Raw genomic sequence first — 15316 nt, 5'->3', positions numbered from 1 at the left:
AAGGGGACTCTCGAGCAAGTGACGTTCACCTGGAGCGGCTAATCGACGACGTATGTCGTGTTGCTGAGATGGACGTAAACTCAGTACAGAGCAACTCCAGATTCGACCGCCTGGGTCGGTCAGCAACGACCGTAGGGGGCGCACACTTGCGTCCAGAAAGAGGACACCTCGGTCAGGTGAGCACCTGATGACGGTCAGGCGGAAAGAGTGTGCGTGCCCGCAGTTCGATGCTACCGAATCACCGACGCAGCGTTTTGATGAACAACTCGACGTACTCTATGAACGAGACGGTCGGCGTTCCGGGTAGATATACTGGGGGTTCGGACTGATCGAGCGGGTCGTTGAATTTGGCCGAGTTCATACACCAGTTACGGTCCAGAGGTATTTATGTATTCGTAAATATAATACAGGAATTAAAAACTAATGTTCGTGATTGTTGGGTGCTGGCGTGGTGGTGAGAATCACTGGTCGCCAGTCGCGGCGATCTACTAACCAGCTGTACAGAATACAGTCGATAAAAACTGTGTACCGGGCTGAACGCAATTTCGTTCGGAACTCGAGGTATAAAGAGACCCCGTCGGATCGATTAGAGATTGCTGTATCCCTGGCACACAGCTCAACAATCAAGTGAATCGAAAAACGATGGGCGTCACAGTAGCCCGGGTTATGCGATTGGCAGTGTCGTGATCCCCAACTGTCGGAGCATCCCGAGTACGTCGGGCCTGACTCGACGCTCGGCTATCTTTCCGTCCTCGAGTCGCAGAAACGCCATTGCCTCAATCTCGAACGCGTTCCCGGACGCCTCGTGTCCCATGAACACTCCCTCGTGTGTTCCCCGCTGTGTCATCCGGACGACGACCGTGTCTTTTTCCGCGACGGTCTCTTCCGGAGTGACGACGAAATCGGGAAACGCCGTGCGTAGTTCCTTTGTGGTTTCCACGACAGCCTCTCGGCCCGTTGTTTCGCCCAGTGGAGTGGAATCGATGATATCCACGTCCAGAAACTCTCTGGCTGTGTCGTAGTTGCTCTCGTTGACGAACTCGTTCGCGAATCGACGAACGAGTTCTTTGTTTGCCCTGGTTGTCGATGCTGATGCCATACTCTCCCTCGCACGTCTGTACGCTCGACTCGGACCCTCGCGCCACTCGATGCCCGAATCTAACGCAAGTGTACGTTACGCCGTGAACCACGTTAACAGTTTTTCAATGTTTTCGGGGTCGCTGGCCGAGGAGATCCCCTCGAAACCCGACTCGATGCGAACCGTTGACCGATAGCACTGCTCTAAAGTGGCTTCGTACTGGATACCGATTCTGGACCTTTCACGCCGCTGTAGAGGAGAAGTGAGCGAATCGAACGAAGTGTGAAAGAGTGCGCGTACCATCGCACGCCGTCTGGTCCTCTTCTATGCACTCCAGAGATCAAAGGTCAGTAGAACCAAGCGAAATCGTTCCTCGACAAATCAGCGATAATCGTGATGGATACTATATTTCAGGTACCACCTCCTGAACCGGACGAACCGTCAGAACGATCCGAAATCACCCACTGAAAAACCATCTTACTCCAGTAAGCCGTCCATTAGGGATCAAACAGTGCGTACTTTGCCGGTAAATTGGGGGTTTCTGGACGGATTAGGCGCATAAGCCGCCCATAACCACTATGTTTAAGTGACTATCACGAGTCCTGATAAGTGAGACGATGAAGAACAAACGATCCCTCAACGTCGACGTCCCCGAGTACCAACTCGAGATCTACGACGAGGAGGCCGAACGGATGGGGTTCGGCTCTCGAGCGGCGTTCATCCGTGCGATGATCAACGCTGGACGGCGGGATTTCGGCCTCGACCCCCAGGGTGCAGGGGGCGAAGACACCACTCTAGACGATCTGATCGAACAGCGTATCCTCACCCACCTCGACCAGACTGGTTCTCTCCCAACCGACGAAATCGTCGATGGACTGACCGACGAGGTCAAGCAATCCACGACGGCCGCGCTCGAGCGACTGAATGACGCTGGTGACATCGATTACTCCGTCCAGGATGGCGGGTTCGTCCTTAGCCGGTGACCGAGATGGCAGGAAGAGACCTCACGCGAGCATCGACCGACGCTACGACGGACCCGATCGCGACGTTCGTCGAGGAGATGGAGCTGTACGGGCGGTCGGAAACGACGGTCAACGATTACGAGACGACGCTTCGGCAGTTCGACGACCACCTCGGACAAGAAACGCTTGACAGCGCTGACCGCCTCGACTGCTTGCGATGGATCCAGGGATTGCGCGACGACGGCTACGCCCCTGGTTCGATCCGGACGAAAGCCGTCCACCTCAACCGGTTCTACGGATACATGGCCCAGGTGGGCACGTTCGACGCCAATCCGATGGTGGTCGTCATGGAAGAGATGAGCGAGAAAGGCGACTCCTCGCCGACGCGCCGCCACGTAACCGTCCAACAGATGGGCGAGTTCGTCGATGACATCGAACATCCTCTCAGACGAGCGCTCGTGACGTTGCTGGTGAAGACCGGAATGCGGGCCGGCGAAGCGTGCAATCTCGACCTGCGTGACGTCCACCTCGACCACGCCGCCGTTCGAGACCATCGTTCGAAGCCGGTGCGAGCGGCGATCCGCGACCACCCGGATACGCTATTCGTGAGCAGCACCATCGGCGTTGGAAACGTCGTGAACGACGAGAAGCGCGTCGACGGGAACAAACGCCACCGAGACACCCGAATCCCAATCGACGAGGAGTTGCGGGACGCACTCGTGCGGTGGCTGGCCGTCCGGCCCGACCCAATCTCGGACGCTGACCCGCTGTTCGTGAGCCTCTCGAGGGATTACGGCGAACGGTTGACGAGCGACGCCGTGCGCTCTCACGTCCGCTCGGTGGCCGAAGAGTGGGGCTGGTACGCTGAAGGTGCAGGGCCGGAGGAGAACGTCACGCCACACTATTTCCGTCACTTCTTTACCACGGAAATGCGCAATCGACTGGGAGATGCGTACGTCGTCAAGTACGTCAGAGGCGACGTTGGCGATGTGATGGACAGGTACACTCACAACTGGGAGGAACTCGTCGAGGCACCCTACCGAAACAATATCTTTCGTTTACATGAATGACCGTTCTGGGCCAGATAAATCACATGTCGCTATACAAAGTTCGTGTCGCCGTTGTCGACAGGGGACTGTCTCGAGTTGGGCAGCTACGATCATTGTACCATCGTTGCTCAGGAGGTTGCCGTCGAGTGGAACAGATCGCTCCTCGCCGATCCAACTGTTCCATTGTCGGCCGCAGTTTCGGACGTCGCCGACTACGAAGAGTTCGACCACCGTTCGACGGCATCGACGCCGGCGTTCACGTGGCCGTCTACGCATCCGGATTCGTCGACGACGCACCTCGAGACAACGAGGAGGGGACGGGCTGCCGAGCGCGTGACCTGGGGTGAGTCAGAATCACAGACTCGAGACCGGAGATTACGTCGTGACGAACGTCACCCCCGGAACAGCTGCCTGACCGTGACGTTGAATCCCGCGGCGGGCTCGAGGGTCAGTCGAACGTGACTTCGACCGGCTCGCCCGTCTCGGCTGACTCGTAAGCTGCTTCGACGACGGCGACGGCCAGCAGGCCGTCGTCCGGGGTGATCTCCGGCTCTCGATCCGCCCGAACGCTGCTCACGAAGTCCTCGATGAGGCACGCGTTCGCGTTCGTGCCGTAGAACGCCGTGTGAACCCCCGCGTTCGAACCGGACTCGACGGTGTGGACGAGCGACTGATCCGTGTAGTCGATGCCGACCGTGGCGTCGGTGCCGGTCAGTTCGAGGGTCGCGTCGCCCCACGTGTGCCAGGCGTCCGGCTTGCTCCACGACCCGTCGAGGAAGAACGGCGTTCCGTCCGCCAGTTCCATCGAGAGGACGTTGACGTCGTCGACCGCGATGTCGTGAAACCGCGTGTCGACCTCGGCGTACACCTCCGCGACCGCCTGGCCCGTAAGGTGATAGACGAGGTCGACGATGTGAACCGAGTGGTCCATCACGGCACCGCCGCCAGCGGCCTCGGGATCGACGAACCAGCCCCCGGGCATCTGTCCGCGGTTCGTTCCGGAGATCGCGAGGAGGTCGCCGACCTCGCCAGCGTCGAGGGCCTCCCTGGCCCGCTGGGCCGGGCCGCAAAAGCGAAGCGGCATGGTGATGCCGGCGCGGATTCCCGACTCTTGCCAGACGTCGACGATCGCCCGTGCGTCCTCGAGAGTCGGCGCGAGCGGCTTCTCACAGAGGACGTGGACGCCGGCGGCGGCCGCCCGTTTGAACCACTCGCGGTGGTCGGCGTTGGGCGCACAGATCACCGCGGCGTCGATTCGCTCGAGGAGCGCGTCGGCGTCGGCGACGTACTCGGTACCGTGGCTGTCGGCAGTCTCCTGACCGCGGTCGGAATCCCTGTCCGTGACGCCGACGAAGTCGACGTCCTCGCGGGCGGCGAGTTCACTGGCGTAGGCGTCCGTGTGGACGTGGGCGGTCGACAGGATTCCCATCGCGATGGGGTCGCTCATTTCGCCACCTCCTCGGGTGCGACGGGGACACCGCGGTCGGCCGAGCGCTCGGCGGCGAGCGCGAGGCGAAGCGCTTCGATCCCCTCCGAAGCGCCGACTTCGGGTTCCGAACCGTCGTCAAGACAGGAGACGAAGTGCTCGAGTTCCCGCCGATAGCCGTTCTTCGCGAGCGGGCTCTCGACAGTCGCGTCGCCGTCGGTCCACTCGGCGTAGGCCGACTCCTCGGCACTCGAGAACTCGACCAGGCCGTCGTCGCCGGCGAATTCGAGTTCGACGGTAAACGGCCTCGAGTCGGGCTGTGCCCAGGAGGACTCGACGTAGCCGACGGCGCCGCTCTCGAAGCGAAGGGTGACGAACCCGTGTTCGGACTCGTCGTCGCGGTGGCGGCGGGCGAACACTCGCTCGATGTCGCCCCAGCACCACCGGAGATAGTCGAGATCGTGAATCGCCAGGTCGACGAAGATGCCGCCGCTCTTGTCGCGGTCGGCGAACCAGTTATCAGAGCCCCAGTCCGGAAACGGCGAGAGTCGCCGTGCGCGAGCGACGCCCTCGTTCCCGATCTCGAGGTCGCGAGCGTTTCGGTAGTTCGGGAAGAAGCGGGCGACGTGACCGACCATGAACGTCAGCCCGGCGTCGGCGACGATCTCGTCGATCTCGTGCGCCTCCGAGAGCGAGCTGGCGATCGGTTTCTCGAGGAAGACGTCGACGCCGGCGGCGGCGGCCGTCCGCACCAGTTCGACGTGCGTGTGTGTCGGGGTACAGATGTCGACGTAATCGGGATCCGTCTCCTCGAGCATCGTCGCGACGTCCGTGTAGGTCTCGGCCTCGAAGCCGAACTCCGCGACGAACTCGTCGGGACCGCTTGGCGAGGCGACGCCGACGACCTCGAGGTCCATCTGGGAGTACTCCGCCGCGTGGGTTCGGGCCATGAAACCTGCTCCCGCAATACAGACTCGCATACTGAGCATTGACACGCCAGAGCAATAATAAACGTTTCGTGGGACTGGTCGAAGCACGGGCGGACAGAGGGACCGATGGGCAGACCCTGTCTCAGGGCCCGGGCATTTCTGTTGTGAACGGTCGATGGCCACTGAGGGGGCGGATCGAGTTCGTTTTGCTGTTCGAAACATGGTCAGTCGACAGCTCGAGGGCGCGTTGTACACGCACGTTAACCGCTCATCGCCGCGGACACATGCCCAGCCGTCCGGTCCAAGTGGGGCCAGATGGCTCGAGACTACCCCTCGAAAATTACACGTCTAGGTCTGTAATATATGGGTGGTGGGACCAAACGCACGAGCGGTAGAACGTGAACGTACCCTGCCATCGACTCGCAGGAATCTGACGTTCCCAGGCGCCCGTATCCAACGTATACGCGTATCGGTGGCCGATGGCCGAGTGCTTGATCGAAATCGAGAGCTACGATAGCAAGCAGTGTATTTTGTCATACGAAATTCGCCTCTGGCTCCGTGTTTCGACTCACTCGCGGTGGATTCGAAGGCAGTGTTTCAGCGTCCCAATCTCCTCGAGTTCGACCTTGGCTTCTGCACGGAAAAGCTGACAGCCCGAACCGCCGCTTACGAGGTCGCGGAGACGCCCGAGTGCGTCGAGCGCGAATACGCCGGTATTTGAGAGTCGCCCGTTTGCTCAAGGGCCGTTCGAACCGGTTCCTGAACCATAAACTGCCGATCGAGTAGTGACGACCGCTGTCGAAATGCGAAGCACAGTCAGAAACGCCCCTCTCCGGGCCCTGCCCCGAAGACGTCGAATTCGGGGACAACTCGAGGGAGACGTCGTGGTTTCCGCGTCGAGTTCGAGGACGGTTCGGCGAACGTAGCGGTCTATTCGACTCGTTCGCCGTCACGGTCTGTTCGAACGGACGGGTCCAATCCCGGCTCGATCCGACTCGAGAGCCCGTACCTACTCGTACATCGACTCGACCTCCCATGCCTCGAGCGGCGTGAATCGCGTCGGATCGAGTTCGAAGCGCCGACCGAACGGCGCGTCGATCACGCTGTCGAACTGCATGCGGCCGTCCGTGACGTCGAGCGCGGCGAATCCGTCCTCGTGTCGCTCGTAGAGGTCGCTGTGGGCCTCGAGGAGCGTCTCCTGGAGGTCCTCGGGGAGGAAGCTCAGGCCGCGATAGTAGTGGTGGCCGTTGCGTTCGATGTGGTCCAGTCCGAGCGTCCCCATCACCGCCAGGTCGTGGAGTAATTCGACCGGGCCGATCGTGGTGAGGTCCTCGCCGCTCATGACGTAGTCGCCGTCCGTCTCGCGGCGGCGTTTCTCGATGAGACAGGCGTTGACGACGCCCTTGAAGATGCCCTTGCAGTTCTTGTGGCTCGTCCCGGCGTACCCGCACTCGAGGGCGCGGCCGGCGCTGTCCAACCGGTCGTCGGACTCGTCGATGATGATCGGCGGGCTGTCACTCCACCCGGAGAGGACCACGCGCGTCTCGTCAGTGAGCGCCTGCTCACGAGGGAGCGGCTGTTCGACGTACGCGACGTGATCGACGACGGCGGCGAGGGCCGGATCGTCGGCGTGGCGTTCCCACTGCTCTTTGAAGACGCGGACACTCTCGTACTGCTCGTTCGCGTCGAGCGTGCAGAGATACGTGTCGTGTGCCCCCTCCTCGAGAACTGCACCGATGCGAGCGAGTCGGTCTGCGTCGCGTTCTTCGTCCGCCGAGAGCTTGATCTTGAAGTGGGTGATTCCGTCGCGCTCGACGTACTCCTCGAGCGCCTGCGGGAGTCCATCCTCGAGCCTGTTCGTCGCGTCGATATCGTCCCGCCGAAGCGGATCTGCCAGTCCGACCGTGTGGCGAACGGCCGCTTCTCGAGTCGGGTTCTCGGGCAGGTACGCCGAGAGCGATTCGCCCTCGAGTTCGGGGTAGATTCGCCCGGGGTCGACCCCGAAGGCACCGCTGCGAATGCCGTCCGCGAAGGTGAGCTGTCGGTGACGACAGAAGGCGTCGACGAACGCCTGTTCGACCATGCTCACGCCGTAGCCCCAGAGCAGTGGCGGGTGCTCGGTGTCGGCAGCCCATCGACGCTGGCGCTCGTAGAGGTCGTACCAGAGGTCGAAGACGGTCGGCGCAGGCTCGAGGTCCCGGGCGTGGTCGCAGGCAGCGGTGAAAACCTCGAGCAGGTGCTCGTTCTGTTCGACCAGCGAAAGGTCGGGGTCCTTGAGAAACCACATCGGGGCGATTCCGACCATCGAGCCGCCCGTCGCCCGTTCACCGTCGACCGCGATCTCGAGGTCGAGAAAGTGGTGGGCTCCCTCGGTCGCGACGACGTTGCCGAAGTGAAACGGCATTCGGGTGTCGTTGTTGCGTACGTACTGGTCAGCACGGACGACTTCGATTTCCATACCGGGGGCAGTGCCAGGAGTGACATAAGTATGCGTGATTGGGGGAGGGGCGACGAGATGGCCGGGCGGTGCGCTCGAGGCCGGGGCGTGTGGTTCGGTACTCTCGATGCGGGACGCCATGCTCTCAGCTGTTACGTCCGGAACGTGCCTATCGACAGCGGTCGCGCTCCGGTAGAGGTCGGCCGAGTGTGTTTGACAGAGCCAAACATTTATTTTCCCCATACACCCATAACCCAGGTATGCCCGAAGCAAAGAATCCGGTTCAGGCGGTCCAGCGTTCCCTCGAGATCGTCGACGTTCTCCGGGACACTGGTGGGGCTCGCGTCACAGAGGTCGCCCGGGAGATCGGCGTCTCGAAGGGGACCGCTCACTGCCACCTGGCGACCCTCGAAGAACGCGGGTACGTCGTCAACGAGAGCGGCGAGTACAAACTGGGATTGCGGTTCATCGACCTCGCACACCACGCCAAGAACCGCATCGACATCTACGATATCGCGACGACGGAGGTCGACGCGCTCGCCGAAGAGTCCGGAGAGATGGCGCTATTCACCGTCGAAGAAGACGGCGAAGGAATCTGTCTGCACACGGCCCAGGGCGAGGAGGCCGTCCAGACCGAGATCTACGTCGGCTATCGAAACGCCCTCTACCACACCGCTGTCGGGAAAGCGATGCTCGCGTTCATGCCGGCGAAAGAGCGTGACCAACTCATCCAGGACATGGAGTTCGAAGCCTTCACCCCGAACACGATCACCGACGAGGAGGCGCTGCGCACGGAACTCGAGACGATTCGTGAACGTGGAATCGCGTACAACCATGGCGAGACGATCCAGGGACTCGTCGGCGTCGGTGCGCCGATCCGCGATCAGGACGGGACGATCTACGGCGCGATCAGCATCATCGGTCCGGAGCGCCGGATGGATGGGGAACGCCTCGAAACGGAAATACCGGAGATGATCCGCCAGGCAGTCAATATCATCGAGATCAACATTACCTCGCTGTGAACGCGTTTTCGTCTCCGTGAACGCCGTCGGCGAAGGAACACGCCGGCATCAAGGTCACTCAAAACGAAACTCCGTGCGTCTCGGACGGGGTCTCGTACTGATTCGTCGAAACGGGACCGTACCAGGTCGAAACAGACGAGACGTCGTTCGGCAGGTGATCGAGGGCGCAACAGGAGCGTACCCGTTATCGTCTGGATAGTACTATCGAGAGTGTGGAACCGGGCGGCATAGCATCCCACTCCGGCCGCAAGAGTACAGTCTCCCCACCTTGGCAGAGCATAGGCTCTCCGCCGACCGCCAGAGCTATGTTCGTTCTGGAACATCCATTCCCATCGAATGCTCGAGATACGACCACTCACGGCCAACGACCTCGACGACGCACTGGCCCTCTCGACGCAAGCCGGCTGGAACCAGCTACCCGCCGACTGGGAGCGGCTGCTCACGTGCTGTCCAGCGGGCTGTTTCGCCGGCACCGTCGACGACGAACTCGTCGCGACGACTACCGTAATTACCTACGGTGTTGACGGCAACGGAGCCGACGTCAGCTGGATCGGGATGGTGCTCGTCGACGAAGCCCACAGGGGCCAGGGGTTCGGGAGTCGAATATTCGAACACGGACTCGAGTACGCACGCGAGAACGGAGGCGGCCTCGTCGGCCTTGACGCGACACATCTCGGAGAACCGATCTACCGAAACTATGGGTTCGAGCGCGTCGAACCCGTGTTCCGCTGGCAGGGGACGCTTCCCCGTCCCGAAGACCTCGCGGACGAACAGGAACCGAGACACGATAAGGAGACCATCGAACGCCTCACCCCTCCAAACGTCGACGCCATCCTCGAGTTCGATCGCCGTCACGTCGGCGTCGACCGGAGCACGCTACTCGAGAAATTGTGCGCTGAGTCCGAGGTTCGCGGGTTCTACTCGCGAACCTCGACCGGGATCAAGGGCTACGTAATCGTTCGACCGGGGAGAACCCACTGGCAGATTGGGCCGCTCGTGGCGGCCGAACCATCCGTAATCGATCCGTTGCTTCGGGCCGTCTCGGCCGACTTCCCTGGCGAGACGGTGATCGTCGATTCACCGGAACGGGATGCGACCACGACCTCCCTCGAGACGTTCGGGCTCTCTCGCGAGCGAGAGCTCGTGCGGATGACGTACCCGGATCGCGAGCCGGCACTGGTCTCCGAATCTGTTCATGTGTTTCTCGATTTCGCGTTCGGCTGATTCGGTCCCGCTTCGTCTCACGAGGATACGGTTCGCCGATTGGGCCGAGGGTCGCGATGTTCGCTCCTGTCTCGACACTCACGCGGGCCCCGGTATCTGACCACGCGGCGAAAAAACGCTGGCCCCACGCAATCCGCACGGTCTGTACGCGTTCGTCCACCATTCACTCGTAGGAGACGATTGGAACTGCATTTGAGCTACTGATCAACGATGAGGCTTATCGTCTCAGATTGTTGAATGGTTCTGGGGGCGTCGTAAACGCCTTTCTCTGTAGTGTATTGGTAGTAATGGATGGAGTCACCGTCGTGGCCGAGTTGTGCATGGAGAATCGGGAACCCGGGTACGGTTTCGCGAACGGACGCGTACGCGTTCGCAATATGAGGCCCAGAAACCGCGACGAGATCCGGGTCATCGGACAACATCTCGAATAGCGGGCCGCGATATGTGTTCGAGCGTCGTCGCAGGGAGTATCAGCAACGCTACCGAGTGAGGGCCCCATTGAACACGATTGCTGCCGACGATGTGTAGGTGCGACTTCACAGGAGTGAAAAGCAAAATTGCGAGCGAACAGAAAACCATCCATGCTAAAGGAGTTCGGGATTTGTATGTATGTGATTGGAATCATATCAGATATAAATTCACATCCTCAAGCTGGGATTTTGTCTCGAACAGGTCGAAAACCTTACCGCAACTTCGTACAGAGCAAGAACTACCCAGCGAACCGAATCCAGACGACGCGGGAATCAAACGAACCGTGTGACTCACACGAGGGGTCAACAGCGTTTGCTGTATGCTGTGTCCAATTGAGAGCGGGTACGTCGCGTGTTTTCAGGCAGCAAAAGACGGCGGGGGTTCATTCGATAGTGGCTTCAGAGACTAGTGACAGATCCGTCGGCGATGTCGCGGTTTCGCCGAATCCACACCCCACTTTGCGGCAATCCTCCAACGAAAGCCTTCAGGTCCAGAGCGTACGTTCCAAAAATCGGACCAGTGAATAGTATGAGTAATAAATGATGCTTCACCGTGTTAGTAATATTACTGATTTATTAGTTATATTGATTTAATAATTAAGAAACGTCGATACAGGCTGTCGTTGGCTATCACATTCGTAACCACCCGTCGCGCGATGAGTTCGCCTGACAGCTCGATTCGACAGAGTCGTTTACTATTACACACATAGTAGCGTAACACCATGGTGGAACAACGCCTCGGATATATTTAGAGTGATTTGTACCTCACTACGCGTATCGCAACTTAATACGGATCGTTTCGGCGATATTTTGTACGCGTTCGGGGATCTCTCGCTCGAATCGTTCGTCCGACATTCGGCTAATCGGAGCGGAAATACTTATGGCTGCGTTTGGCTGATTCCCCTCGCGCGGAATCGGTGCGGCGACGCTTCTGATCCCTTCAAGTCGCTCTTGACGGTCAAATGCCACGCCTTCGCTCTGGATCGTCTCGAGTTCCGTGAGTAATTCGTCTCGATCCGTAATAGTGTTCGGCCCGACCTGCGAGAGTCCTCGGCGTTTGAGTACGTCGGTACGGTGTTTATCTGGGAGATGGGCGAGGATCGCCTTCCCGGAAGCACAGGAATGCGGGAGGAGCCGAATCCCGGTGAAAGTATCGGTCTCGATGGCTTCTTCGCCTTTCGCTATGTACGTATAGGCGACGAGGCCGTGGTCCAAAACGCAAAGACTCACTTTATCACCAAATTCATCGGCTAATTGGTCGACTTTCGGCCGTGCGTACTCAAAAAGTCGGGAATGATTCCGAACGGATCCGCCCACTTCCAGAAACCGATATCCGATACTGTATTTTGACCCGCGCTTCGTAACGTATTCGCAATCGTGAAGGGTAGAAAGGTGGCTATGGACGGTGCTGACGGGTAGATTCAACTCCCGTGCGAGTTCCGAGACGCCCATGCCTTCGTCGGCTTCGCGGAGTGCATGCACGATTTGAAATGACGTCCGAACCGCGTTGATACCGCCCTTGTCAGCCATATCTCGAGTAACATACCGAAGGAGCATAGGTCTTTCACTATGGCCGGAAAGATGGCAATGGAACCATCAATCACTCGTGATCAGAATTTCTTCGGAATATAGGCATGATAATGCCCACCAGAAATTCCGAGTGAGGTGGTGGCTATCACTGTAATCGCCCGACGTCGTATAATCGGCCGTAGAAACTGGTTAGTCCAGTGTCCATCACGAGACCGCCTTCGACCAGAGTGAATGGAGATTCACGATCGAGCCGTTTGTTCATATACCGATGTATCGGCTTCCGACAATAGTGGATTCGGTGCCTTGGTCATCCGACGATAGGGAATAGCAAACGGTGAAGATTTCTATCAATAGTGAACGAGCGTGATGACCTGATCAACAATATGAGGTATTTGGCCGCCCCGAACGGAGTTTATCGACGAGGCGTGCTCATCGAGATGGCGGAATTTGCTTGAATTTCTTGAGCTTCGATGCTCCGGTGACAACTGATTCGACCGGATCTCGAGGATCTTCGTGCTCGTAAACTAGCCACTCGATGCCTTCGTCTATCGCCGTTCGTGCAGTGCGTTTCACGTCAAGATCTCCCTCGCCAAGGTTGACAAACTGTTCCATCTCGAAGTCCATATCTTTCAGGTGAACCGACGCGGTTCGATGCCCGACGTCGCGGATTACCGAACACGGGTCGACATCGGCTATCCCGATCCATCCGAGGTCGAGTTCGAACTCGACCGTCGAGTTCGTTTCCTCGACGAGGATGTCGAAGTGTGTCCGATCCCCGATACTGGCGAATTCGTGTCGATGGGTGTGGTACAGAAATCGAAGCCCGTGATCTCGAAAGCGACTTCCGTACGAGTTGAGCAGTTTCGCTGTTTCACGCGTCGTGTGGACTGATTCGAAGTGCGATTCGTCGAGGTGGCCCAGGATGACGGTTTCGGTGTCGAGCAGATCGCACGTCGTCACGAGCTCGTCGACGGTTTCTCCAAGATCCTCGATCCCAATCGTGAGCGCAGCGACTTCGAGGCCAGTTTCGCTGAGCGCCTGTAAGGTCGCGTTGGAGGGGAGCCCACTATAGACGATTTCGACGCCATCGACGTCTGTCTCGGCCGCAATCTGAACCTTCGTTGGTTCGGAGACATCGAAATCAGAGAGGGTATACAATTGAATCGCCGTCTTGACCATGAATTGTGTAATGGATCCTTCTTTCATAGAGGTTTTGGTTAAGCGAAGGCTGTTCTGTAACTCGTGGTACTAACCACGCGCGAAGGCAGTAGTGTCAATTCATCTCAGAATCGAGATTAATCAGTAAAGTTCATATGCCATGGCTATAGTTGTCATACCGGAATGGGAGACAGCAGTCTACCTACTGGCAAGGAACCGGTACGTCTCAATCGGCGGCGACTACTCCAGGCAGCGGGGGCAGCTGGAGTAGGATCGATCGCTGGTTGTATCGGCGGCGACCAGGACTCCGGTAATGGCAATTCGAGCTCGGACTCCACACCGTCGGACGACGCTGACTTCGTCGATCAACCGTTCGTCAGCGTTGAGACGCTCGCCATCGATCAGATGCACTTCAACAGCTACAACCAAGATAACTTTGCGTATTCACCTGGGTATCTCGTCTTCGACGAGCTGATCTACTATCAGGCCGACGTGAGCGAATACCAGCCGGGTATTGTCACCGACTGGGAGATTACTGATGACCTCGTCACCCTCACCGTTAGAGAGGGGGTTCCGTGGCACGGCGGAGAAGAAGTGACCGCAGAGGACGTGGCTCGAAAGTTGAAGCTCGGCGTTTACGACGGCGGGACGATGGGTCGATTCACATCGGCGGAATCCATCGAGGCAACCGACGAGTACACGGTCGAAGTCGGTCTGGAGGTCCCGGTTTCGGAGGAAATTTTTCTCAGTAGCTTGAAGGGTGACTCAATGGACGTTCCCGAGGACCCCTACCAGGAAATCCTCGAGGACTTCGAGGACGGTGGTGACGGTGTGACCAGTAACGGTGAGGGGCTTGCAGACCTGACGATCGACGAACCTAATGGAACCGGACCGTTCAAATACGCCGACCGCAACGAACAGGAGTTAGTTCTGGAACGCACGGAGGAGCACCCGGACGCTGAAAACATCAACTTCCCGGAGTACCGTTTCCGGTACTTCGAGAACAATCAGGCGCAGTGGCAGGCGCTCCAGACCGGCGAAGTAGATGGGGTTGCCATTCTGCACGTACCGCCGGAAATTCACGACGGGTTCCCGGACGAAGTCAAAGAGTATCAGATCACGCCCAACTGGGGGGCTGGCGTAATTTTCGATCACGAGCACAAACACTTCGGCCAGCGCGAGGTCCGTCAGGCGATCGCCCACGTGATCGATCGCGAAGATGTCGCAACGTCCTCCGGTCCGCGAACCAAAGCACCGGTCGACATCCCCACTGGAATCCCGGGGAACTTCGAAGTCGACGACGAGATACCAGCAAACGATTGGCTTGGCGATCGGGTTGACGAATACGAGACCTACGAAGGACAGAATACGGACCGAGCGGCCGACCTTCTCGAGAGCGCCGGATTCCAGAAAGACGGAGGTACCTGGCACGACTCCGACGGAAATCCGCTGCAGTTTCCCATCAAGGCACCCGGCGGCTGGACTGACTACGTCGACGCGTGTCAAGTGATGGTCCAGCACCTTAGCGACTTCGGCATCGAAGCCGAGTTCGTTGCTCGAGACGAGGCAGCGTTCTTCGGGGAAGACGTCTACGGTGACGGGTTCGACGTCGCCATGTTCCAGTGGACGACCGCGCAGGCGTACCCGTACTTCAATTTCGAGTTCATGCTCGACAGCCCCGACCAGACCGACGTGTTCAAATACCCCGACGAGATTGAATTGCCGCCAGTCGGCGAACCAGATGGGGCAGAGGAACCGTTCGTCTCGGCGGACGAACTGGAGGACCTCTTGACTGTCGAGACTGGAAGCGACGAGGAAGCAGAACTCGTTCAGCGACTCGCCTGGGCCGTCAACTACGATCTTCCCGTACTGCCGATTCAGGAGACGGTCGACCAATCGTTCGTGAGGACCGACAACTGGGACGTCGTCGGCCCGGACGATTCGGACGCACAAGTTGATTGGCCGATGACGTACCTCCCGCGCGTCGGGAAGCTCACGGCGAAATCCGAGTAGTTACCCTCGATCAATTTC

The 15316-nt window shown here is 59.0% G+C and carries 13 protein-coding genes; 6 read left to right on the top strand and 7 right to left on the bottom strand.

Going from position 1 to position 15316, the window contains the following annotated elements:
* Nucleotides 1-238: 238 nt before the first annotated feature.
* Nucleotides 239-361 (bottom strand): hypothetical protein, encoded by a 123-nt coding sequence (locus NGM29_RS21155; RefSeq protein WP_256548156.1) that lies wholly within the window; start codon nucleotides 359-361, stop codon nucleotides 239-241.
* Nucleotides 362-664: 303 nt separating this feature from the next.
* Nucleotides 665-1099: an ester cyclase gene (locus tag NGM29_RS10590; RefSeq protein ID WP_254156091.1), complete on the bottom strand. Its 435-nt coding sequence runs from the start codon at nucleotides 1097-1099 to the stop codon at nucleotides 665-667.
* A gap of 596 nt (nucleotides 1100-1695) precedes the next feature.
* On the opposite strand from NGM29_RS10590, the gene NGM29_RS10585 reads away from it, so the two are divergent.
* Both NGM29_RS10585 and NGM29_RS10580 read left to right on the top strand, forming a co-directional pair.
* The gene (locus NGM29_RS10585; RefSeq protein ID WP_254156090.1) at nucleotides 1696-2061 is read left to right on the top strand and encodes a DUF5805 domain-containing protein; all 366 of its coding nucleotides are present in this window, start codon (nucleotides 1696-1698) and stop codon (nucleotides 2059-2061) included.
* Nucleotides 2062-2066: 5 nt separating this feature from the next.
* Nucleotides 2067-3110 carry a tyrosine-type recombinase/integrase gene (locus NGM29_RS10580; protein ID WP_254156089.1) on the top strand — a complete coding sequence of 348 codons (1044 nt, stop codon included), beginning with the start codon at nucleotides 2067-2069 and terminating at the stop codon, nucleotides 3108-3110.
* Nucleotides 3111-3537: 427 nt separating this feature from the next.
* On the opposite strand, the gene NGM29_RS10575 is transcribed toward NGM29_RS10580, so the two are convergent.
* On the bottom strand, nucleotides 3538-4536 hold the full coding sequence (locus tag NGM29_RS10575) for a Gfo/Idh/MocA family protein (protein WP_254156087.1): 999 nt from the start codon (nucleotides 4534-4536) through the stop codon (nucleotides 3538-3540).
* Nucleotides 4533-5495 carry a Gfo/Idh/MocA family protein gene (locus NGM29_RS10570; RefSeq protein ID WP_254156085.1) on the bottom strand — a complete coding sequence of 321 codons (963 nt, stop codon included), beginning with the start codon at nucleotides 5493-5495 and terminating at the stop codon, nucleotides 4533-4535. The genes NGM29_RS10575 and NGM29_RS10570 overlap by 4 nt, the downstream gene beginning before the upstream one ends.
* A gap of 541 nt (nucleotides 5496-6036) precedes the next feature.
* On the opposite strand from NGM29_RS10570, the gene NGM29_RS21150 reads away from it, so the two are divergent.
* Nucleotides 6037-6165 carry a hypothetical protein gene (locus tag NGM29_RS21150; protein ID WP_256548155.1) on the top strand — a complete coding sequence of 43 codons (129 nt, stop codon included), beginning with the start codon at nucleotides 6037-6039 and terminating at the stop codon, nucleotides 6163-6165.
* A gap of 288 nt (nucleotides 6166-6453) precedes the next feature.
* Here the strand turns inward: NGM29_RS21150 and NGM29_RS10565 are convergent, their stop codons facing one another.
* Nucleotides 6454-7902 (bottom strand): enolase-like domain-containing protein, encoded by a 1449-nt coding sequence (locus NGM29_RS10565; protein ID WP_254156083.1) that lies wholly within the window; start codon nucleotides 7900-7902, stop codon nucleotides 6454-6456.
* A gap of 239 nt (nucleotides 7903-8141) precedes the next feature.
* Between NGM29_RS10565 and NGM29_RS10560 the strand changes: the two genes are divergently transcribed.
* Both NGM29_RS10560 and NGM29_RS10555 read left to right on the top strand, forming a co-directional pair.
* Nucleotides 8142-8903 (top strand): IclR family transcriptional regulator, encoded by a 762-nt coding sequence (locus NGM29_RS10560; protein ID WP_254156081.1) that lies wholly within the window; start codon nucleotides 8142-8144, stop codon nucleotides 8901-8903.
* A gap of 336 nt (nucleotides 8904-9239) precedes the next feature.
* Nucleotides 9240-10127 carry a GNAT family N-acetyltransferase gene (locus NGM29_RS10555; RefSeq protein ID WP_254156079.1) on the top strand — a complete coding sequence of 296 codons (888 nt, stop codon included), beginning with the start codon at nucleotides 9240-9242 and terminating at the stop codon, nucleotides 10125-10127.
* Nucleotides 10128-11365: 1238 nt separating this feature from the next.
* Here NGM29_RS10555 and NGM29_RS10550 read toward each other — a convergent pair.
* Nucleotides 11366-12127, bottom strand: a complete 762-nt coding sequence (locus NGM29_RS10550; RefSeq protein WP_254156077.1) for an IclR family transcriptional regulator — start codon at nucleotides 12125-12127, stop codon at nucleotides 11366-11368.
* Between the two features lie 429 nt (nucleotides 12128-12556).
* On the bottom strand, nucleotides 12557-13306 hold the full coding sequence (locus NGM29_RS10545) for a sugar phosphate isomerase/epimerase family protein (RefSeq protein WP_254156075.1): 750 nt from the start codon (nucleotides 13304-13306) through the stop codon (nucleotides 12557-12559).
* A gap of 162 nt (nucleotides 13307-13468) precedes the next feature.
* Between NGM29_RS10545 and NGM29_RS10540 the strand changes: the two genes are divergently transcribed.
* Nucleotides 13469-15298, top strand: a complete 1830-nt coding sequence (locus tag NGM29_RS10540) for an ABC transporter substrate-binding protein (protein WP_254156073.1) — start codon at nucleotides 13469-13471, stop codon at nucleotides 15296-15298.
* Nucleotides 15299-15316 lie beyond the last annotated feature (18 nt).

Origin of the sequence: Natronosalvus rutilus (genome assembly GCF_024204665.1) — an archaeon.
Lineage (GTDB): Archaea > Halobacteriota > Halobacteria > Halobacteriales > Natrialbaceae > Natronosalvus > Natronosalvus rutilus.
This window is presented reverse-complemented; position numbering and strand designations above follow the sequence as displayed.